Origin of the sequence: Pseudomonas sp. LAMO17WK12:I10, assembly GCF_900215185.1 — a bacterium.
GTDB classification, from domain to species: Bacteria; Pseudomonadota; Gammaproteobacteria; order Pseudomonadales; family Pseudomonadaceae; genus Aquipseudomonas; species Aquipseudomonas chlororaphis.
The window spans coordinates 18,075-37,440 of the sequence record NZ_OBDX01000017.1 but is presented as its reverse complement, the minus strand read 5'-3'; the positions used below and the strand labels follow the sequence as shown (position 1 = coordinate 37,440).

Annotated in this window: 14 protein-coding genes, 3 tRNA genes and 1 pseudogene; 5 read left to right on the top strand and 13 right to left on the bottom strand. The window is 60.4% G+C overall.

Features of this window, described 5'->3' with window-relative positions; genetic code table 11:
• The first annotated feature begins 73 nt into the window (after positions 1–73).
• Positions 74–901 (top strand): phosphonoacetaldehyde hydrolase, encoded by an 828-nt coding sequence (gene phnX / locus CRO75_RS18645; protein WP_097137418.1) that lies wholly within the window; start codon positions 74–76, stop codon positions 899–901.
• A gap of 172 nt (positions 902–1,073) precedes the next feature.
• A complete protein-coding gene (locus CRO75_RS18640; RefSeq protein WP_097137416.1) occupies positions 1,074–1,622 on the top strand; it encodes a cytochrome b in 549 nt (182 codons plus the stop codon).
• Here the strand turns inward: CRO75_RS18640 and CRO75_RS18635 are convergent.
• A complete protein-coding gene (locus tag CRO75_RS18635; RefSeq protein ID WP_097137414.1) occupies positions 1,619–2,554 on the bottom strand; it encodes a pyridoxal-phosphate dependent enzyme in 936 nt (311 codons plus the stop codon). The two genes, CRO75_RS18640 and CRO75_RS18635, sit on opposite strands and share 4 nt — an antisense overlap.
• A gap of 205 nt (positions 2,555–2,759) precedes the next feature.
• Entirely contained in the window at positions 2,760–4,799 is a 2,040-nt protein-coding gene (locus CRO75_RS18630) for an NADPH-dependent 2,4-dienoyl-CoA reductase (protein WP_097137412.1), read from the bottom strand.
• Between the two features lie 211 nt (positions 4,800–5,010).
• Between CRO75_RS18630 and CRO75_RS18625 the strand changes: the two genes are divergently transcribed.
• Positions 5,011–6,141, top strand: a complete 1,131-nt coding sequence (locus CRO75_RS18625) for a carbon-nitrogen hydrolase family protein (protein WP_097137410.1) — start codon at positions 5,011–5,013, stop codon at positions 6,139–6,141.
• Positions 6,142–6,145: 4 nt separating this feature from the next.
• Positions 6,146–7,183 carry an AraC family transcriptional regulator gene (locus CRO75_RS18620; protein ID WP_097137408.1) on the top strand — a complete coding sequence of 346 codons (1,038 nt, stop codon included), beginning with the start codon at positions 6,146–6,148 and terminating at the stop codon, positions 7,181–7,183.
• A gap of 344 nt (positions 7,184–7,527) precedes the next feature.
• On the opposite strand, the gene CRO75_RS18615 is transcribed toward CRO75_RS18620, so the two are convergent.
• Entirely contained in the window at positions 7,528–8,385 is an 858-nt protein-coding gene (locus CRO75_RS18615) for a DUF2242 domain-containing protein (protein ID WP_097137406.1), read from the bottom strand.
• 92 nt (positions 8,386–8,477) lie between these two features.
• Positions 8,478–9,377, bottom strand: a complete 900-nt coding sequence (locus tag CRO75_RS18610) for a LysR family transcriptional regulator (protein WP_097137404.1) — start codon at positions 9,375–9,377, stop codon at positions 8,478–8,480.
• A gap of 191 nt (positions 9,378–9,568) precedes the next feature.
• Between CRO75_RS18610 and CRO75_RS18605 the strand changes: the two are divergent.
• Positions 9,569–9,961, top strand: a pseudogene (locus tag CRO75_RS18605) (MFS transporter); the annotation flags it as partial.
• Positions 9,962–10,016: 55 nt separating this feature from the next.
• Here the strand turns inward: CRO75_RS18605 and CRO75_RS18600 are convergent.
• From CRO75_RS18600 to CRO75_RS18555, 9 genes are all read right to left on the bottom strand, one after another.
• Positions 10,017–11,888: a SurA N-terminal domain-containing protein gene (locus CRO75_RS18600; protein WP_097137402.1), complete on the bottom strand. Its 1,872-nt coding sequence runs from the start codon at positions 11,886–11,888 to the stop codon at positions 10,017–10,019.
• 232 nt (positions 11,889–12,120) lie between these two features.
• Complete coding sequence (locus CRO75_RS18590) at positions 12,121–12,450, bottom strand: HU family DNA-binding protein (RefSeq protein ID WP_020296819.1); 330 nt, start codon at positions 12,448–12,450, stop codon at positions 12,121–12,123.
• A gap of 93 nt (positions 12,451–12,543) precedes the next feature.
• On the bottom strand, positions 12,544–14,940 hold the full coding sequence (lon, locus tag CRO75_RS18585; RefSeq protein ID WP_097137400.1) for an endopeptidase La: 2,397 nt from the start codon (positions 14,938–14,940) through the stop codon (positions 12,544–12,546).
• Between the two features lie 163 nt (positions 14,941–15,103).
• Positions 15,104–16,387 (bottom strand): ATP-dependent Clp protease ATP-binding subunit ClpX, encoded by a 1,284-nt coding sequence (clpX, locus tag CRO75_RS18580; RefSeq protein WP_097137399.1) that lies wholly within the window; start codon positions 16,385–16,387, stop codon positions 15,104–15,106.
• Between the two features lie 106 nt (positions 16,388–16,493).
• Positions 16,494–17,135, bottom strand: a complete 642-nt coding sequence (gene clpP / locus CRO75_RS18575) for an ATP-dependent Clp endopeptidase proteolytic subunit ClpP (RefSeq protein WP_007927205.1) — start codon at positions 17,133–17,135, stop codon at positions 16,494–16,496.
• Between the two features lie 93 nt (positions 17,136–17,228).
• Positions 17,229–18,539 (bottom strand): trigger factor, encoded by a 1,311-nt coding sequence (tig, locus tag CRO75_RS18570; RefSeq protein WP_097137397.1) that lies wholly within the window; start codon positions 18,537–18,539, stop codon positions 17,229–17,231.
• A 423-nt stretch (positions 18,540–18,962) separates the two neighbouring features.
• Positions 18,963–19,047: transfer RNA gene (locus CRO75_RS18565), tRNA-Leu, on the bottom strand.
• Positions 19,048–19,103: 56 nt separating this feature from the next.
• A tRNA-His gene (locus CRO75_RS18560) sits at positions 19,104–19,179 on the bottom strand.
• Positions 19,180–19,227: 48 nt separating this feature from the next.
• A tRNA-Arg gene (locus CRO75_RS18555) sits at positions 19,228–19,304 on the bottom strand.
• Between the last annotated feature and the right edge of the window lie 62 nt (positions 19,305–19,366).

The window sequence follows — 19,366 nt, the reverse complement described above, 5'->3', positions numbered from 1 at the left end:
GCTTGCTCGCGATACAGACGGCGCCCCCAACTTTTTTCGCGAGCAAGCTCGCTCCTACACGGGTTTTCCAGACATGCATTACAACACCCCCAACCAGCTGCAAGCCGCCATCCTCGACTGGGCCGGCACCGTGGTCGACTTCGGCTCCTTCGCGCCGACCCAGATCTTCGTCGAAGCCTTCGCCGAGTTCGATGTGCAGGTCTCCATCGAAGAAGCCCGCGGCCCGATGGGCATGGGCAAGTGGGACCATATCCGCACCCTGTGCGACCTGCCGCAGGTTGCCGAGCGTTATCGCCAGGTGTTCGGCCGCACTCCGACCGATGAGGATGTCACCGCCATCTACCAGCGCTTCATGCCGCTGCAGATCGAAAAGATCGCCGAACATTCGGCGCTGATTCCCGGCGCCCTGGAGACCATCGCCAGCCTGCGCCAGCAAGGCATAAAGATCGGCTCCTGCTCCGGCTACCCGAAGCAGGTCATGGACAAGGTGGTGGAACTGGCCGCGACCCATGGCTACGTCGCCGACCATGTGGTGGCCACCGATGAAGTGCCGAACGGCCGCCCATGGCCGGCCCAGGCCCTGGCCAACGTGATCGCCCTGGGGATCGACGATGTCGCCGCCTGCGTAAAGATCGACGACACCGTGCCGGGCATTCTCGAAGGACGGCGCGCTGGCATGTGGACCGTGGCCCTGATCTGCTCCGGCAACGCCCTGGGGCTGACCTACGAAGGTTATCGCGCCCTGGGCAGCGACACCCTGGCCGGCGAGCGCCAGCGCATCCACGCGTTGTTCGAAGGTTCGCGCCCGCACTACATGATCGACACCATCAGCGACCTGCCGCAGGTGATCGCCGACATCAACCAGCGCCTGGCCAGCGGCGAGATGCCGCAAAGCAGCTGATCGGCCACTTGCCTCCCCCCAACGGCAGCCCCGATCCGCGGCTGCCGTTTTTTTTCCGCTACCCGCTCAAACCGCGCATTTGCCCCGGGCAGAGCCTCGGAAACAGGATTACAGTTACAGCACTCCGTCGTTAAGAACGGAGATAACTGACCTGATGAACGAGGAAGGATCTATGCCCTGGAAGAACTCCGACAGCCGTTACAGTACGGTGTCGATTGCATTGCATTGGCTGATGCTGGTGTTGTTGATCGCGGTGTACGCCTGCATCGAACTGCGCGGCATTTTCCCCAAGGGCAGCGGTGGCCGGACGCTGATCAAGGAAGCGCACTTCATGCTCGGCCTGACGGTGTTCGTGCTGGTCTGGCTGCGCCTGTTCGCCCGCAGCCTGGGGGTGGCGCCGAAGATCCTGCCCACACCGCCGAGCTGGCAGATGCTGCTGTCCAAGCTGATGCACTGGGCCCTGTACCTGTTCATGATCGCCATGCCGATCCTCGGCTGGCTGATCACCAGCGCCGAAGGCCATCAGGTGATGTTCTACGGCATCGACCTGCCGCTGCTGGTGGCTGAAGACAAACAGTTCGCCAAGCAGGTCGAAGGCTGGCATGTGCTGCTGGGCACCGTCGGCTACTGGCTGATCGGCCTGCATGCGGTGGCCGGGCTTTACCACCACTACTTTATGCGCGACAACACCCTGCAACGCATGCTGCCCAAGCGCGGCTAAGGCTGCGCCGGCGCGGCGAACCCCCGGCGGCCCTGCAAGCCGCCGGTATGGACGAAGACCAGGCGGCTGCCGGCGGCAAACCGCCCAACCTCGACCTGTTGCTTGAGGGCCAGCAAGGCCTTGCCGGTGTACAGCGGCTCCAGGGGGATGCCGCTGTGCCGTTCGCTCTCCTCGATAAATTCCAGCAGCAGCGGGTCGACCTTGGCGAAACCGCCACGACTGCTGTCGAGCAATTCATAGCGCGCAGCCTGCAGCCCCGCCTCCCGCACAATCGCCGCCACCTGTTGCGCGACGCCATGGTCGTCCGGCACCGCCAGGGCGCCATACACTGGCTGGGCGCCGGCTTCCCCCAGCACTAGCCCGGCCAGGGTGGTGCCGGTGCCAGCGGCCAGCCACCAGCCGTGATAGTCATCCCAACCCAGGGTATCCAGCTGGCTGCGCAGCTGCTTCACCAGCGGCATGCAGCCGGTCGCCCCGAGCAAGCCACCGCCGCCCTCCGCCACCGGGAACAGCCTGGGGTACTGCGCCTGCCAGGGTTGCCAGAAATCAGGCTCATGCCGCGCCCGGTAGCCGGCGTAACCGAGCCAGTGCAGCTGCATGCCGAAGCCTTGCAGGTCGAGCACGGTGGGCGTGTCCTGCGGATGGCCGCGCAGCAGCCCCACGGTGGCGAAACCAAAACGCTTGCCAGCGGCCGCCAGCGCATGCAGGTGATTGGAGTGCGCGCCGCCCAGGCTGATGATGCCCTCAGCGCCGGCTTGGCTCGCCGCCGCCAGATGCGGGGCGAGCTTGAACCACTTGTTGCCGGAGATCAGCGGGTCGATCTGGTCCAGGCGCAAGACCGCCACTTCCACCCCGGCACGGGACAACCAGTCGAGGGCCAGGGGTTGCAAGGGTGCGCTGGGCAGCCAGTCGAAGGAAGCAGGAAACGCCATGGATGGGGAGGTTTGGAAGGAGTGAGGCGGGGAGTCTATCAGCAAAACTGCGGAGTCCCTGATAGCGGGTGCTGCGGCCCCGATCGCAGCCTTCGCCAGCGGCTACCTGATCCCCGGTGTAACCGCTGGCGCAGGCTGCGATCGGCCATGCAGCGGACATAATCAGGCCACCGCGCTCGTCGCGGTGGCCATGATTCGCGGCGGATCAGAGTTCGGCGGCCAGGCGCGAGCCCTGGTTGATCGCGCGCTTGGCGTCCAGCTCGGCGGCCACGTCGGCGCCACCGATCAGGTGCACGTTCTGCCCGGCGGCCACCAGGCCTTCGTGCAGTTCGCGCAGCGGGTCCTGGCCGGCGCAGATCACAATGTTGTCCACCGGCAACACCTGCGGCTCGCCGCTCTCGCCGATGCGGATATGCAGGCCGGCGTCGTCGATCTTCAGGTATTCGACGCTGTTAAGCATCTGCACCTGCTTGTTCTTCAGGCCGGTGCGGTGGATCCAGCCGGTGGTCTTGCCCAGGCCGTCGCCGACCTTGGAGGTCTTGCGCTGCAGCAGGAACACCTGCCGCGCCGGGGCATGACGCTCGGGCTTGATGCCGGCGACGCCGCCACGGGCCTCCAGGTGCGTGTCGATGCCCCACTCCTTCCAGAACGCTTCACGGTCCTGGCTGGTGGCCACGCCCTGATGCACGAGGAATTCGGAGACGTCGAAACCGATGCCGCCGGCCCCGATCACCGCCACTTTCTGGCCCACCGGCTTGCGCTGCAAGAGCACGTCCAGGTAGCTCAGGACCTTGGCGTTGTCGACACCCGGGATCGCCGGCGTGCGCGGGGCGATACCGGTGGCCAGGATGATTTCGTCATAGCCGCCGGCCACCAGTTGCTCGACATCGACCCGGCGGTTCAGGCACAGCTCGACATGGGTGGTCTGCAGCTTGCGCTTGAAGTAGCGCAGGGTTTCGAAGAACTCCTCCTTGCCCGGCACGCGCTTGGCGACATTGAACTGGCCGCCGATTTCGCTGGCCGAATCGAACAGCGTCACCTGGTGGCCACGCTCGGCCGCCACGGTCGCGGCGGACAGCCCGGCAGGGCCGGCGCCGACCACGGCGATCTTCTTGATCTGCTGCACCGGCAAATAGTTGAGCTCGGTCTCGTGGCAGGCCCGCGGGTTGACCAGGCAGCTGGTGAGCTTGCCGCCGAAGGTGTGGTCCAGGCAGGCCTGGTTGCAGCCGATGCAGGTATTGATTTCGTCGCCACGCCCCGCGGCCGCCTTGTTGACGAACTCCGGGTCGGCGAGGAACGGCCGCGCCATGGAAACCATGTCGGCGTCGCCTTCGGCGAGGATCTGCTCGGCCACTTCCGGGGTGTTGATGCGGTTGGTGGTGATCAGCGGGATCGATACCGAACCGCGCAGCTTGGCCGTGACCTTGCTGAAAGCGGCACGCGGCACCTTGGTGGCGATGGTCGGAATCCGCGCTTCGTGCCAGCCGATCCCGGTGTTGATCAGGGTCGCGCCGGCCTGCTCGATGGCCTGGGCCAGTTGCACGATTTCTTCCCAGCTACTGCCGCCTTCCACCAGGTCGAGCATCGACAGGCGGAAGATGATGATGAAGTCCGGGCCTACCGCTTCGCGTACGCGGCGGACGATTTCCACCGGCAGGCGCATGCGGTTTTCGTAGCTGCCGCCCCAGCGGTCGGTCCGGTGGTTGGTGTGCGCGGCGAGGAACTGGTTAATGAAGTAGCCTTCGGAGCCCATGATCTCGACGCCGTCGTACTCGGCCTGCTGCGCCAGGGTCGAGCAGGTGACGAAGTCGCGGATCTGTTTCTCGATGCCTTCTTCGTCCAGTTCCTTGGGCCTGAACGGGTTGATCGGCGCCTGGATCGCGCTCGGCGCCACCTGTTTCGGGCTGTAGGCATAACGCCCGGCGTGGAGGATCTGCATGCAGATCTTGCCGCCCGCCTCGTGGACCGCGCGGGTGACGATGCGGTGCTTGAGTGCCTCTTCCTCGGTGGTCAGCTTGGCCGCGCCGGAGTACACGCCGCCTTCGTCGTTGGGGCCGATGCCGCCGGTGACCATGAGGCCGACGCCGCCGCGGGCGCGCTCGGCGAAGTAGGCGGCCATGCGCTCGAAACCACCGGGTTTTTCTTCCAGGCCGGTGTGCATCGAACCCATCAGGGTACGGTTGCGCAGGGTGGTAAAGCCCAGGTCCAGCGGGGCCAGCAAATGCGGGTAGTGAGCGGCGGCCATCGGTAACTCCACATCGAACGATCACGGAAAAAATGCGGAAGCTCTGCGGCTCCCGTCGGTCATGTTCGACAGACTAAGAGCAGCCCCCGAGGCGCTCAATGACCGTAACTGACAACTTATTGATCCAAATGCGCTGCCCGGCCTTGGCAATCGCGGGCATGGGCCCTACCCTAGTCAGCGAATCCCGCACACGGCTGCCGACTGTCTTCCCATGCGCAAACTTCTGTACTTCACCTTCACCCTGGCCCTGATTGCCGCCCTGACCAGCTACGCCTTGTGGACCCGCGAGCGGCCGATCGGTCACTACCTTTCCGACCTGCGCATCCAGCTCGCGGTAGACCAGGGCACCCCCGCCGACCATGGCAATCTGCTGGGCATCCAGCCTGAACTGTTCCCCACCGACTACCAGAGCCCCGAGCGCCTGCACCGCAAGCTCGCGGCCTACCTGCAGCAGGCCCGGGACCAGGGGCTGCTGAACGAAAAGACCGTGGTGGTGCTGCCGGAGCACATTGGCACCTGGCTGATGGTCAGCGGCGAGAAAAACGAGCTGTACCAGGCCTCCAGCCTGAAAGAGGCGATGAACTGGCTGGCGGTGAGCAACCCGCTGCCCTTCCTGCGCGCCCTGATCACCGCCAAGGGTGACAATCGCCTGGACGACGCGCACCTGCGGATGAAGGCCAGGAGCATGGCCGATCAATACCAGCGGCTGTTCGGCGGCCTGGCCAAGGAATTTGGCATCACCCTGGTGGCCGGCTCCATTGTCCTGCCCGAGCCGGTGATCGAAGGCAGCAACCTGCGCATCGGCAGCGGCGCGCTGTACAACACCACCCTGGTCTTCGACAGCGACGGCCTGCCGATCGGCCAGCCGCAACGCCAGCTGTACCCGACCTTCGACGAACGCGGTTTTATCCAGGCCAGTGCCGACCAGGCTGTGCAGGTGGTCGACACCCCGGCCGGGCGCCTGGGCGTGCTGATCGGCAGCGACAGCTGGTACCCGGACAACTACCGCAAGCTCAACGCCCAGGGCGCGCAACTGGTGGCGGTCCCGGCCTTCGTCATGGGCCGCGGCGCCTGGGACCGGCCGTGGCGCGGCTACAAGAACCTCTCGACCCCGAGCGAGGTCAGCCTCAAGCCGGAAGAAGTCAGCGAAGGCGAGGCCTGGCGCCGCCTGACCCTGACCAGTCGCGTGCCCAGCAGCCTGGCCAGCGCCGGTGTCAGCGTGTTTCTGCGCGGCCAGTTCTGGGATCAGGGCAGCGCCGGACAAAGCTTCATCAACAGCAACGGCGAGCACTTCGCCGATGGCGATGCCCGTGGCGCGCGTTTGCTGAATATCTGGTTGTAAATCCATGAAGCCCCAGCCGATGCGCCTCGGAGACCTGTCGGTGGGCTTCGTCCATAGCCTGGCCGACGCGGTGCGCAGCCATGGCCTCGACCCGCAGCCGCTGCTGGAACAATACGGACTGGATGCCGCGCGCCTGGCCGAGGCCGGGGCGCGGCTGTCGATTCCCCGTTACATGCGCCTGGGCCATGCGGCGATTCAACTGACCGGCGATCCGGCGCTGGGACTTCGCATGGGCCAGCTCAGCCGCCTGAGCCAGGCCGGGCTGGCGGGCGTCACCGCCGCCCAGGCGCCGACCGTGCGTGAAGCCGCACGCTGCCTGACCCGCTTCGAGGCCCTGTATGGCTCGAACTATCGCGGCCAGTCGAGCTTCCACGAAGACGCCGACGGCGCCTGGCTGCGCTTCTACTCCATCAGCCCCTATAACGCCTACAACCGCTTTGTGGTGGATTCGATCCTGGCCGGCTGGCTCCAGCAACTGGGCAGCCTCGGCTTACCGGTCAAGGCCGAACGCATCGAGATCGAGTTTGCCCAGACCGATTACCGCGAACGCTACACCAGCCTGGGGGATTGCCCGATCCAGTTCGGCGCCGAGCACAATCAGCTGCGCCTGAGCCAGGCCACCCTGGCCCAGCGCAATGTCGAGCACTGCCCCAGCACCTGGCGCCATCTGCTGCAACTGTGTGAACGGGAACTGGAGCAACTGACCCGCACCCGCAGCCTGCGTGAACGCATCACTCAATTGCTGGGGCCTTTGCTCAATGGTGGCCGGGAACCCGACCTGGAAGAAGTGGCGGCACGCCTGAAGCTGCCAACCTGGACCTTGCGCCGCAAACTGGCCGAGGAAGGCACGCAGTTTCGCGCCATTCTCAACGACACCCGCCGCGACCTGGCCATGACCTACATTCGCGATACCGAACTGGCCTTCGGGGAAATTGCCTATCTGTTGGGGTTTGCCTCAGCCGAGGCCTTTCAACGCGCCTTCAAGCGCTGGAGCGGCCAGACACCGGGTGAATTTCGTCGCAGCCACCGGCAGTCCGCCTGAAAAAAAACGCCACCGGCGTTACAGCTCGGTGGCGTCTTCTGCGGGTTCCAGCGGATCCAGTTCGAAAGCCTGGAATTCCAGCAGTTCTTCTTGGTAATCGTCCATGGCGGACTCCTTGTGTGTGGGGTGTAGGTAATCTGCTCGCTGAGTAGTCTTCTTACTGACTTAGCCGTCAGCATAAAGTGCCGGTGTGACAGAAAAAATACCGTGCGCAATCTGCGTCCCTCAAATGGAACGTAGCAGCTGGCAACGGATTTACCCGCAAGCTGGCAAAGAAATGTTCAGAGAGGCTCGGCAACCGCGGGATCGACACCTGGGTCGATCTCGCAGCTATCCGCAGATGCTTACTGTGGCAGCGCCGGAATCGGCTCTGTCGGCGCCGGCAAGGTGCTGGCGGGAGGCGGGGTAACGATCTCGGTGGGCGGCGTCGGCTCGGCAGGTGCGCCCGGCGCAATGGGCGCCGCTTCCGCCGGTGGTGCCAGCGGTTGCGAGAGGTTCGATTCGGCTGGCGCTACGGACGGAGTGGCCGGAGTCGGCTCGGCAGCCGGTGCAACAGGCGCCGGTTGTGGCGTCACTGGGGCCGAGGCCGGCGCTGCGGCAGGCTCGGCGGGCTTGGGTTCGGGCACGCCCAGATCGGTCTTGGGTTTCTCGATGATGTGCGCGGCCTTTTTCGCTTCCTGCGGCAGGAACAGCTCCACCAGGGCGAAATAACGCTCGTAGAACTTCGCCGAGGAAACCGTCTCGCTGGCGACCTTGACCATCGAGTCGTCGGTCGAGCCGATCGGCATCGATACCGAGCCCAGCACACCCACCCCCAGGCTTGCCGAGTTGTTGACCTTCTTCAGGGCATAACGGTCTTGCAGGGCGTTGGCGAACACCGTGGAACGGTGGCCGGTGTTGCCATCCTGGGCGCACACCACGCTGAAGCTGATCTCCATGTGGGTTTCGCCAGTCTGCTGGAAGCTCTTGTGACCACTGACCAGCTTCGGATCGCTGCTGGTGATGATGTAGCCCTGGCTGAGCAAGGCGCGACGGGCGGCCTCGCAGGACGCCGTCTCATTCACCGGGTAATTGCGCGAAAAAGTGCCGGAGTCATCGAAGTTTTCATGCTCGTAAATGGCGGTCTTCTGCGACGAACAACCGGCGACAGCCGCCAGCAGCAGCGTCAACCCGGCAGCACGCAGGTGAAATGATCTATGCATCGAAAATCCTGAGGAAAACGGTCCGGGGCGTATTGTGCAACAGTTCGAGGCCACAGGGCGCGCGGATTAGTGTCTTAAAAATTAATACAAGGTTACTGACCACGGTTTGCCGGAAAAAGTCGCGCGCACAGATGATCGATGAACACCCGCAGCTTGGCGGCGGTGTGCCGGCTCGCAGGCCAGAGCAACCAGAAGGTGCCGCTGTGTTCCAGATGCTCATCGAGCACCTGCTGCAACTCGCCCCGTGCAACCGCCTCGCGCACCATGAAATCGGGCAGGCAGGCGATCCCCAGCCCACTGCGCACGGCGTGGTCCACCGCTTCGATAGAGGTACTGACAAAACGCGTCGGCAACAGCGGCTCCGGGGCATCGACCGCTCGTCGCAGCGGCCAATGCTCGAATTTGCCGGTGTTATGGAAGGTATGCCGCAAGCATCCGTGGTTAGCCAGGTCCGCGGGGGCCTGCGGAACGCCCCGCTCGCGAAAGTACTCAGGCGTGCCCACCAGCACCAGGCGGAACTGGCCCAGCGACCGGGCCACCAGCCGCGAGTCGCCGGGGCTGCCGGTCCGTATCACGGCATCGAAGCCCTCCTCCACGACATCCACTATGCGGTCCGTCAGCTCGATATCCAGTTCGATCTGCGGATAACGCTGCATGAACTCCACCAATACCGGCATCACCAGGCCGTGAACCTGCGGCAGGCTGACTCGCAACTTGCCCCGCGGGGCATTGGAAGACTTGCACAGATCGAATTCGGCCGCCTCGGCCTCGGCGACAATTCTGCGGCAGCGCTCGAGAAAACTCGCGCCTTCGGCGGTCAGGGTGATGCTGCGGGTACTGCGATGGAACAACCGGGTCTCCAGGCGCTCCTCGAGCCGCGCGATACTCTTGCCGACAGCCGACGAGGATACCCCCAACAACCGCCCCGCCTCGGTGAAACTGCGGGTTTTCGCCACATGCAGGAAGACCGAGATATTGCTCAACCAGTCCATCGCCGACCTCACCATTACGGACACAGATGTCCGATAAGTTCGGAACCTTAGCCTATTTTTCTCTTTACCACAGCGCCCTACCCTCAGCCTCCCTACTTCCTGAAACCTGTAGCGAGCCTGACACCATGACCAAACCTCTTGCCACCGCCGACCTGCTGGACATCGAGTCCAGGCGTCGCGACCGACTTCCACTGGGTGGCCTGCTGCTGATCGATCGCTGGTTGCGTCAACTGGTACTCGTCAGTTGCGTCCTGTTCGCTCTTTCGGCGCTGCTGCTGGCGTTCCAGGCCGATACGCCGATGGCGGTCTATGCCTCGATAGCCCTCTGGGGATTGTCGTTCGGAGGCCTGGCCACGTTGCTGCAAACCGCGCTGGCCAAAGCTGCCGGGAACGCTGCCGATGCCGCGCAGTCGATGCTGGTGACCGCCTGGAACCTGGCGATCGCCGGGGGCGGGCTGGTGGGTGGCGGGCTGCTGGAAGGCCCGGGCGTATTGTCGTTTCCCTGGGTGATCATCGGCCTGTTACTGGCTTGCCTGCTGGTGGCCGTGAACGCCCGACGCCATGGGTTTCCCGCCATACGCTAAAAACAAAAACCCCGGCGCGTTGGCCGGGGTCCCTGTTTGTTACTTCAGTCGGGCATCAGAAGCGCTTGATGTCAGCCTGGTTTTCCAACTGCTTGCGGTACGCGGCGAAGTCTTGCTGACCCACACGCGACGCGAGGAAGCGACGGTACTGGGCCTTCTCTTCATCGGTTGGTGCAGCGGCTTCGTTCACACCACTCAGTTGCAAGACCACCAGGCTGCCGTTCGGCAGCGTCACGCTGCTGAAGGTCGGCTTGTCCTTGGCCGCTGGCTTGGCCATGCGGAACAGGGTCTGCAGCACGATCGGCTCGACGCCTTCCTGGCCACGGGTCACCGCTTCGGAAACCTTCCAGCTCTGACCGTCGACAGGCGCCTTCAGTGCAGTCTTGCCTTCACGCAAGCTGGCGATCAAGGCATCGGCCTTGGCCTTGGCGGCAGCACTGGCGTGCTCCTTGGCCAATTGCGTGCGGATACTGCTAGCGACGCTTTCCAATGGCAGTTGCTCTGGCTTGCGGTGCTCTTTGGCGCGCAGGACCACTACCGTTTCCGGGTCCAGCTCGATAGCGGTGCTGTTGGCACCCTCATCCAGCACTTCAGGGCTGAAAGCAGCCTGAATCACGGCGCGGTTGGCGGCGATGCCCTCGCCCCCTTCACGCCCGAACGGTGCGGAAGTGTGTACGGTCAGTTTCAGCTCTTGAGCCGGCTGGGCCAGGTCCGAGGCTTCGAACGAGGAGTCTTCCAGCTGCTTGGTCGCCTCGACAAAACGTTGCTCGACCTGCTGGGTTTTCAGCTCGCGGGTCAGCTTGTCTTTCAGGCTGGCGAAACTTGGCACTTCAGGTGCCTCGACGCCCAGCAGCTTGATCAGGTGGAAACCGAAACCGGTGCGTACCGGTGCCGATACCTGGTCCTTGTTCAAGGCGTACAGCGCCTCCTCGAAGGCCGGGTCATAGACGCCAGGGCCGGCATAACCGAGGTCACCACCGTTGTTCGCCGAACCCGGATCCTGGGAGAACTCCTTGGCCAGCGCCTCGAAGCTTTCGCCCTTGGCCAGACGCGCCTGGATCTCTTCGATCTTGGCCTTGGCCTGCGCTTCGTTCACCTTGTCGTTCACTTCGATCAGGATGTGCGCGGCACGACGCTGCTCGGACAGGTTGGCGGTTTCTTTCTGATACAGCGCCTGCAGGTCTTCGTCCTTGACGCTGACCTGATCGAAGAAGGATGCCTTCTTCAACTCCAGATAGTCGATAACCACCTGGTCCGGCGACATGAATTCCTTGGCGTGTTCGTCGTAGTAAGCCTTGACCTCATCGTCGGTCAGCTTGACTGCCGCGGGGTCGGCCTTGATGGTCAGGGAAGCGTAATCGCGGGTCTGCTTTTCCAGACGAGCGAATGCCAGCACCTGTGCATCGGTCACGAAACCGCTGCCAGCCAGACCGGCGCGTACCTGGCCGATCAGCATTTCCTGAGCCAGCATCTGACGGAACTGCATCCGGCTATAACCCAGCTGACGGACCACCTGGTCGAAACGCTCAGGGCTGAACTTGCCGTCCACCAGGAATTCCGGCGTTTGCAGGATCACCTGATCCAGAGCGGCGTCAGAGAAGGCGAACTTGGAGTTTTCCGCACCTTGCAGCAGCAGCTTGCGGTCGATCAGACCTTTGAGAGCGGCTTCACGCAGCAGCTTCTCGTCGAGCAAGGAAGCGTCGAAATCCTTGCCCAGTTGTTGCATGAGCTGACGGCGTTGCATATCAACCGCCTGGCTCAACTCATTCTGGGTGATTTCTTCGCCATTGACCTTGGCCGCGTCCTTACTGGTGGAAGTGGCTTGAAAAATGGCATCGAAACCGGTCAGCGCCATCAGTGCGACGATGACCCCGATAATGGTCTTGGCAATCCAGCCTTGTGAATTGTCCCTGATATTCTGCAGCATGCGTCCCCCAGAAACGGTTGTACTTCAAATTAAGCAACCGTGGAGCGTGGGTAGAGTCCGGATAGAAGAAAGGCGCATCCGAGGATGCGCCTTTCTCGTAACTGGCGGAGCGGACAGGGGTTCGAACCTTCGATCCCGATGTGACAAACCGGATTTCTAACCGGCTGCCCTACCGCTCCGCTGCCAGGTCGGGAAAGACCCCGACCCGGGTAGGCAAAGGCTTGAAGGAGGCTTAGTTAACGGCTTCTTTCAGTGCTTTACCGGCTTTGAAACCTGGTTTTTTGGCTGCAGCGATTTCCAGCGTCTTACCGGTCTGTGGGTTACGACCAATGCGAGCAGGACGATCGGTAACAGAGAAAGTACCGAAACCAACCAGTACAACGGAGTCGCCAGCCTTAAGAGCGCCAGTGACGGATTCGATTACTGCATCCAGCGCACGGCCAGCAGCAGCTTTCGGGATATCAGCAGATGCAGCGATAGCATCAATCAGTTCCGACTTGTTCACTCTAAGTCCCCTTATATATCTATTTGAGTATGATTCTAAGTTTTTTGGTGAAAGCAAAAACCAGTGCTGAATGGCCTACAGACACTTAAGAGCCGCTTTATAACAAGGGCTCTAAAAAGCTGTCAAGAAAGCCCCCCAGGCTCATGCGTACTAATGCGTGCTAATTCTTTCCTTAGAGTCAGACTCGCGTTTTTCATCCTTTGCAACTATCTCGGGAACCACATCCGGCAAGGGCTCCGGCGCGTATTGCAGCGCAATTTGGAGGACTTCGTCAATCCATTTAACTGGCTTAATTTGCAGATCCTGCTTGATATTGTCAGGAATTTCCTTCAAATCGCGCACATTCTCTTCTGGAATGATGACGGTCTTGATTCCACCACGATGTGCTGCAAGAAGTTTCTCTTTCAAACCACCGATCGCCAACACCTGACCACGCAGGGTGATTTCCCCGGTCATGGCCACATCAGCCCGCACCGGAATACCGGTCAGCGCAGAAACCAGGGCCGTGCACATGCCTACGCCAGCGCTAGGGCCGTCTTTCGGGGTCGCCCCTTCCGGCATATGGATATGGGTGTCGCGCTTCTCGTGGAAGTCCAGGGGGATTCCCAGGCTCTTCGCACGGCTGCGCACCACCGTCAGTGCTGCAGTGATCGATTCGACCATCACGTCGCCCAGTGAACCGGTCTTGATCAACTGACCTTTGCCAGGTACCACGGCGGCTTCGATGGTCAGTAGCTCACCACCGACCTGGGTCCAGGCCAGGCCCGTTACCTGACCGATCTGATCCTGTTGCTCGGCCAGGCCGTAGCGGAATTTGCGCACGCCGAGGAAGTGCTCCAGCAGGTCGGAAGTGACCTTCACCGAGAAGCGTTTTTCCAGCGCATGCTCCTTCACCGCCTTGCGGCAAACCTTGGCGATCTGGCGTTCCAGCCCACGTACACCGGCTTCGCGGGTGTAATAGCGGATGATGTCGCGAATGGCTTCTTCGTCGAATTCCAACTCACCTTTTTTCAGGCCGTTGGCCTGGATCTGCTTCGGCGACAGGTATTTGACCGCGATGTTGATCTTCTCGTCCTCGGTGTAACCCGGCAGACGAATCACCTCCATCCGGTCCAGCAACGCTGGCGGAATATTCATCGAGTTGGAGGTGCAGAGGAACATCACATCGGAGAGGTCGTAATCGACTTCCAGATAGTGGTCGTTGAAGTTGTGGTTCTGCTCGGGATCGAGCACTTCGAGCAATGCCGAAGCCGGATCGCCGCGCATGTCGCTGCCCATCTTGTCGATTTCATCGAGCAGGAATAGCGGGTTGCGAACGCCCACCTTTGTCATCTTTTGAATCAATCTTCCCGGCATCGAACCAATATAGGTACGACGATGCCCGCGAATTTCCGCTTCATCGCGCACGCCGCCAAGAGCCATGCGTACGAATTTACGGTTAGTGGCGTGAGCAATCGACTCTGCCAGGGAGGTTTTACCGACCCCTGGAGGTCCGACCAGGCACAGTACCGGACCACGAATCTTCTTCACGCGCTTTTGCACGGCGAGGTATTCGAGAATCCGCTCTTTGACTTCTTCCAGGCCATAGTGATCGGCATCGAGGATATCTTCGGCACGCGCCAGGTCCAGACGAACCTTGCTTTGGGCCTTCCACGGCACCTGAACCAGCCAGTCGATGTACGAACGCACCACTGTTGCTTCAGCCGACATCGGCGACATCTGCTTGAGCTTGTTCAGCTCGGCCTGGGCCTTGGCCAGGGCGTCCTTTGGCAAGCCGGCGGCGTCGATGCGCTTTTTCAGCTCTTCGACTTCGTTGTGACCTTCGTCACCGTCGCCCAGCTCTTTCTGAATGGCCTTCATCTGCTCATTCAGGTAGTACTCGCGCTGGCTGCGCTCCATTTGCTTCTTCACGCGACCGCGAATGCGCTTCTCGACCTGCAACAGATCGATTTCCGCATCCAGCAACGCCAGCACGTGTTCGACACGCGCCGACAGGTCGATAATTTCGAGAATTTCCTGCTTCTGCTCGATCTTCAGCGCCATGTGGGCGGCCATGGTGTCTACCAGGCGGCTTGGCTCATCGATGCTGTTGAGGGACGACAGCACTTCGGCGGGGACCTTCTTGCCCAACTGCACGTACTGCTCGAACTGGGACAGCAGGCTACGGACAAAGACTTCCGACTCACGCTCAGGAGCGTCCACCTCATCGATCAGGGCGACTTCGGCACGGCAGTGGCCATCCACTTCGCTGAAACGCTCCACAGCGCCCCGCTGCTCGCCCTCGACCAGTACTTTGACGGTGCCGTCGGGCAACTTGAGCAATTGCAAAACAGTGGCAATGGTACCTACGCGATAGAGTGCATCTTCACCGGGATCATCATCAGCAGGATTTTTCTGAGCCAACAGAAGAATCTGCTTGTCGCCCGTCATCGCAGCCTCGAGGGCTTCGATAGACTTCTCGCGCCCCACGAACAGCGGGATAACCATGTGCGGATAAACCACGACATCACGCAATGGCAGGAGAGGCAATTCGATGGTTGTCTTCATGATTTCGCCTCTACGGCGGCCATAAGGCCGTAAACAGATGGAAGTAAGCTTGAAACCAAGATGGGGGCTGCCTCGAAAAAAAACAAGCTCAAAGACAGTACTTTAAAGGCAGTAAAAGCAAAGGGGCCCGAAGGCCCCTTCTGTCAAACCAGCAGTCCGGCGCTTAGGCGTCCGGAGCTGCCTTGGCAGTCGGCTCACTGTTTTCATAGATATACAGTGGCTTGGACTTACCTTCTATAACGCTTTCGTCGATCACTACTTTACTCACCTCGGACTGCGAGGGGATCTCATACATAGTGTCGAGCAACACGCCTTCGAGAATCGAACGCAATCCGCGAGCACCGGTCTTGCGCTCAAGCGCACGCTTGGCGACCGACTTGAGGGCATCGGTACGGAACTCCAGATCGACGCCTTCCATCTCGAACAGCTTGGCATACTGCTTGGTCAAGGCGTTCTTCGGCTCGGTGAGGATCTGGATCAGCGCTGCTTCATCCAACTCGTCCAGGGTTGCCAGAACCGGCAGACGCCCCACGAACTCCGGAATCAGGCCGAACTTGACCAGATCGTCCGGTTCGACTTCACGCAGGGATTCGCCGACCTTCTTGCCCTCTTCCTTGCTGCGTACTTCGGCATTGAAGCCGATGCCGCCGCGAGTCGAACGGTTCTGAATAACCTTTTCCAGCCCCGAGAACGCACCACCGCAGATGAACAGGATGTTGCGCGTATCGACCTGCAGGAACTCTTGCTGCGGATGCTTGCGACCACCTTGAGGTGGAACGGAAGCCACAGTACCTTCGATCAGTTTCAACAGGGCCTGCTGAACGCCTTCACCCGAAACGTCACGGGTAATCGAAGGGTTGTCAGACTTGCGGGAAATCTTGTCGATTTCATCGATATAGACGATGCCCATTTGAGCTTTCTCTACATCGTAATCGCACTTCTGCAGCAGTTTCTGAATGATGTTCTCGACGTCCTCACCCACATAACCGGCTTCGGTCAGGGTGGTGGCGTCGGCAATGGTGAACGGTACATTCAACAGGCGTGCCAGGGTCTCTGCCAGCAGAGTCTTGCCCGAGCCTGTAGGGCCGATCAGCAAGATGTTGCTCTTGCCCAGTTCGACCTCGCCATTCTTTTTGTCACGCTGGTTGAGGCGCTTGTAGTGGTTGTATACCGCTACTGCCAGAACCTTTTTCGCACGTTCCTGACCAATCACATACTGATCAAGGATGCCGCTGATTTCTTTAGGCGAAGGCAATTTATGCGCGCTGCTTTCGGCCTGTGCTTCCTGCACCTCCTCACGGATGATGTCATTGCACAGGTCGACGCACTCGTCGCAGATAAAGACCGAGGGGCCGGCAATCAATTTGCGTACTTCATGCTGGCTTTTGCCACAGAAGGAGCAATAAAGCAGTTTGCCGTTGTCCTCGCCGTTGCGGGTGTCAGTCATTCGATCGATCCAAATCCGATAGGCTTGCAACACAAGATGAAGGCAATTGCGGGCTTTTTCAAGCCCACAGGTGGCCGGTTAAACCAACCACCTACATTTGAGTTGCTTAGGCAGGCATTTGACGCTTGGTGATCACAGAGTCAATCAGGCCGTATTCAGCCGCGCGCTCTGCGCTCATGAAGTTGTCGCGCTCGGTGTCGCGCTCGATGGTCTCGAGGCTCTGACCGGTGTGATGAGCCAGCAGCGAGTTCAGACGCGAACGGATGTGCAGGATTTCCTTGGCATGGATGTCGATATCCGACGCCTGGCCCTGGAAACCGCCCAATGGCTGGTGAATCATCATCCGCGAGTTAGGCAGGCAATGACGCTTGCCCGCTGCGCCACCGGCGAGCAGGAAGGCCCCCATGCTGCAGGCCTGGCCGATGCAGATGGTGGAAACGTCCGGCTTGATGAATTGCATGGTGTCGTAGATCGACATGCCTGCTGTCACCGAACCGCCTGGCGAGTTGATATAGAGATGGATGTCCTTGTCCGGGTTTTCCGCTTCAAGGAAGAGCAATTGTGCCGCGACCAGGTTGGCCATGTAGTCTTCTACCGGGCCAATCAGGAAGATCACCCGCTCCTTGAGGAGGCGCGAGTAGATGTCATAGGCGCGTTCGCCACGGGCGGACTGCTCGATAACCATCGGGACCAGGCCGCCTGCGGCCTGGATGTCAGAGCTCTGCTGATAATAAGAATTGCGGGACATGTCCTGCAGTCACTCCCAAATAGTCATGTCTTGAATACGCATAAGCCAGCACGAAGGCTGGCTTATGGTGTGTATTTTCGAACGAGTAAAAAATCAGTCGGCTTGTGGTGCTTCTACCGGCTTGACCGCTTCTTCGTAAGAGACCGATTTGTCGGTCACGCTAGCTTTCTGCAGAACAGTATCCACAACTTGTTCTTCCAGCACAACCGAACGGACTTCGCTCAGTTGCTGCTCGTTCTTGTAGTACCAAGACACGACCTGCTCTGGCTCTTGGTAAGCAGAAGCCATTTCCTGAATCAGCTCACGCACGCGGGCTTCGTCAGGCTTGAGGTCGAATTGCTTGACCACTTCGGCCACGATCAGGCCCAGTACAACGCGACGCTTGGCTTGCTCTTCGAACAGCTCGGCCGGCAGTTGATCAGGCTTGATGTTGCCACCGAACTGTTGAACGGCCTGAACACGCAGACGGTTCACTTCGTTATCCAGCAGAGCCTTAGGCACTTCGATCGGGTTGGCAGCCAGCAGGCCGTCCATTACCTGGTTCTTGACCTTGGACTTGATGGCCTGACGCAGTTCGCGCTCCATGTTCTTGCGAACTTCGGCGCGGAAACCTTCCAGACCGGCTTCTTTGATACCAAATTGAGCGAAGAACTCTTCGGTCAGCTCTGGCAGCTTAGGCTCGGAAACGGTGTTGACGGTGACAGTGAACTCGGCGGCTTTGTTAGCCAGGTCCAGGTTCTGGTAGTTCTCTGGGAAAGTCAGGTTCAGAACACGCTCTTCACCCGCTTTGGCGCCAACCAGGCCTTCTTCGAAGCCTGGGATCATGCGGCCGGAACCCAGCACCAGCTGAGTGCCCTTGGCGGAACCGCCTGCGAATACTTCACCGTCGACCTTGCCGACGAAATCGATGTTCAGTTGGTCTTCGTTCTGAGCGGCGCGGTCGGCCACTTCGAAGCGAATGTTCTGCTTGCGCAGGATTTCCAACATGTTGTCCAGATCGGCATCAGCCACGTCAGCGCTCAGGCGCTCAACGGCGATGGACTCGAAACCGGCAACGGTGAACTCAGGGAACACTTCGAACGTTGCAACGTATTCCAGATCCTTGCCCTTCTCCAGAACCTTTGGCTCAACCGAAGGAGCGCCAGCCGGGTTCAGCTTCTGCTCGACAACAGCTTCGTAGAAGGAAGCCTGGATCACGTCGCCCACAGCTTCTTGACGCGCATCAGCCTCATAACGCTGACGGATCACGCTCATTGGGACTTTGCCAGGACGGAAGCCTGGAATCTTGGCCTTTTGGGCAGTCTGCTGCAGACGCTTGTTGACCTGTGTCTCGATGCGCTCAGCCGGCACGGTGATGCTCATGCGGCGCTCAAGAGCAGAAGTATTTTCAACAGAAACTTGCATGGATATTCCTCGTTGCACAGACGTTAGCCGGCCGTTTCCGACCCCAGAATCAAGGGCATGCATTCTAGTGGGTCAAACTCAAGAAGTCACCCTACTGAAAACGGGTAAAAAAACAGCTGGCGATTTAAAGGCGGGGACCAACGGTTGAGCCGCGCCCTGAGAGCAAATACAGCGAATCAAACCAGGGCCTCTGCACCCATGCTTCTATATATAGAAGGAACGGCGCGTCACACCCCGGATGACCGGACCAAACCACAGCCCGATCGGTAAACCTTCAGCATTCCAGCGACAAAAGGACGAGTATTTCATCGCCTCCCCCGGCCCACCACCTGCGACCTGCTGGAAATACAACTTCTGAAACGAAAACGGCGCAGCCCTTTTCAGGTGCTGCGCCGTTTTCTGCTATATAAATAGCTACTTAATTGGTGCGGACGAAGAGACTCGAACTCTTACACCTTGCGGCGCTGGAACCTAAATCCAGTGTGTCTACCAATTCCACCACGTCCGCGTATCAAGCTTTTAAAGCAAAGGCGCCAGACTATTAATCTGGCGCCTTTCGGAATATGGGGTGGACGATGGGGATCGAACCCACGACAACAGGAGTCACAATCCTGTGCTCTACCAACTGAGCTACGCCCACCATATTGCGTTGTTGCGTTGTTGCGTTACTTGTGCCAAAGCTGCCTAATGGCGCACCCGGCAGGACTCGAACCTGCGACCATCCGCTTAGAAGGCGGATGCTCTATCCAGCTGAGCTACGGGCGCCTTATTAATCTGTATTCTTTAATGATTACAAACTAAGTGCTTTCAGTCGTTACGAGTTAAAC

Bases quoted from the DNA above. Each gene is read 5' to 3' on its own strand.
- tig (WP_097137397.1), bottom strand. From the start codon at position 18,539: ATGCAAGTTTCTGTTGAAAATACTTCTGCTCTTGAGCGCCGCATGAGC.
- CRO75_RS18640 (WP_097137416.1), top strand. From the start codon at position 1,074: ATGCCCTGGAAGAACTCCGACAGCCGTTACAGTACGGTGTCGATTGCA.
- lon (WP_097137400.1), bottom strand. From the start codon at position 14,940: ATGAAGACAACCATCGAATTGCCTCTCCTGCCATTGCGTGATGTCGTG.
- CRO75_RS18625 (WP_097137410.1), top strand. From the start codon at position 5,011: ATGCGCAAACTTCTGTACTTCACCTTCACCCTGGCCCTGATTGCCGCC.
- clpP (WP_007927205.1), bottom strand. From the start codon at position 17,135: ATGTCCCGCAATTCTTATTATCAGCAGAGCTCTGACATCCAGGCCGCA.
- CRO75_RS18600 (WP_097137402.1), bottom strand. From the start codon at position 11,888: ATGCTGCAGAATATCAGGGACAATTCACAAGGCTGGATTGCCAAGACC.
- CRO75_RS18620 (WP_097137408.1), top strand. From the start codon at position 6,146: ATGAAGCCCCAGCCGATGCGCCTCGGAGACCTGTCGGTGGGCTTCGTC.
- CRO75_RS18610 (WP_097137404.1), bottom strand. From the start codon at position 9,377: ATGGACTGGTTGAGCAATATCTCGGTCTTCCTGCATGTGGCGAAAACC.
- clpX (WP_097137399.1), bottom strand. From the start codon at position 16,387: ATGACTGACACCCGCAACGGCGAGGACAACGGCAAACTGCTTTATTGC.
- CRO75_RS18615 (WP_097137406.1), bottom strand. From the start codon at position 8,385: ATGCATAGATCATTTCACCTGCGTGCTGCCGGGTTGACGCTGCTGCTG.
- phnX (WP_097137418.1), top strand. From the start codon at position 74: ATGCATTACAACACCCCCAACCAGCTGCAAGCCGCCATCCTCGACTGG.
- CRO75_RS18630 (WP_097137412.1), bottom strand. From the start codon at position 4,799: ATGGCCGCCGCTCACTACCCGCATTTGCTGGCCCCGCTGGACCTGGGC.
- CRO75_RS18635 (WP_097137414.1), bottom strand. From the start codon at position 2,554: ATGGCGTTTCCTGCTTCCTTCGACTGGCTGCCCAGCGCACCCTTGCAA.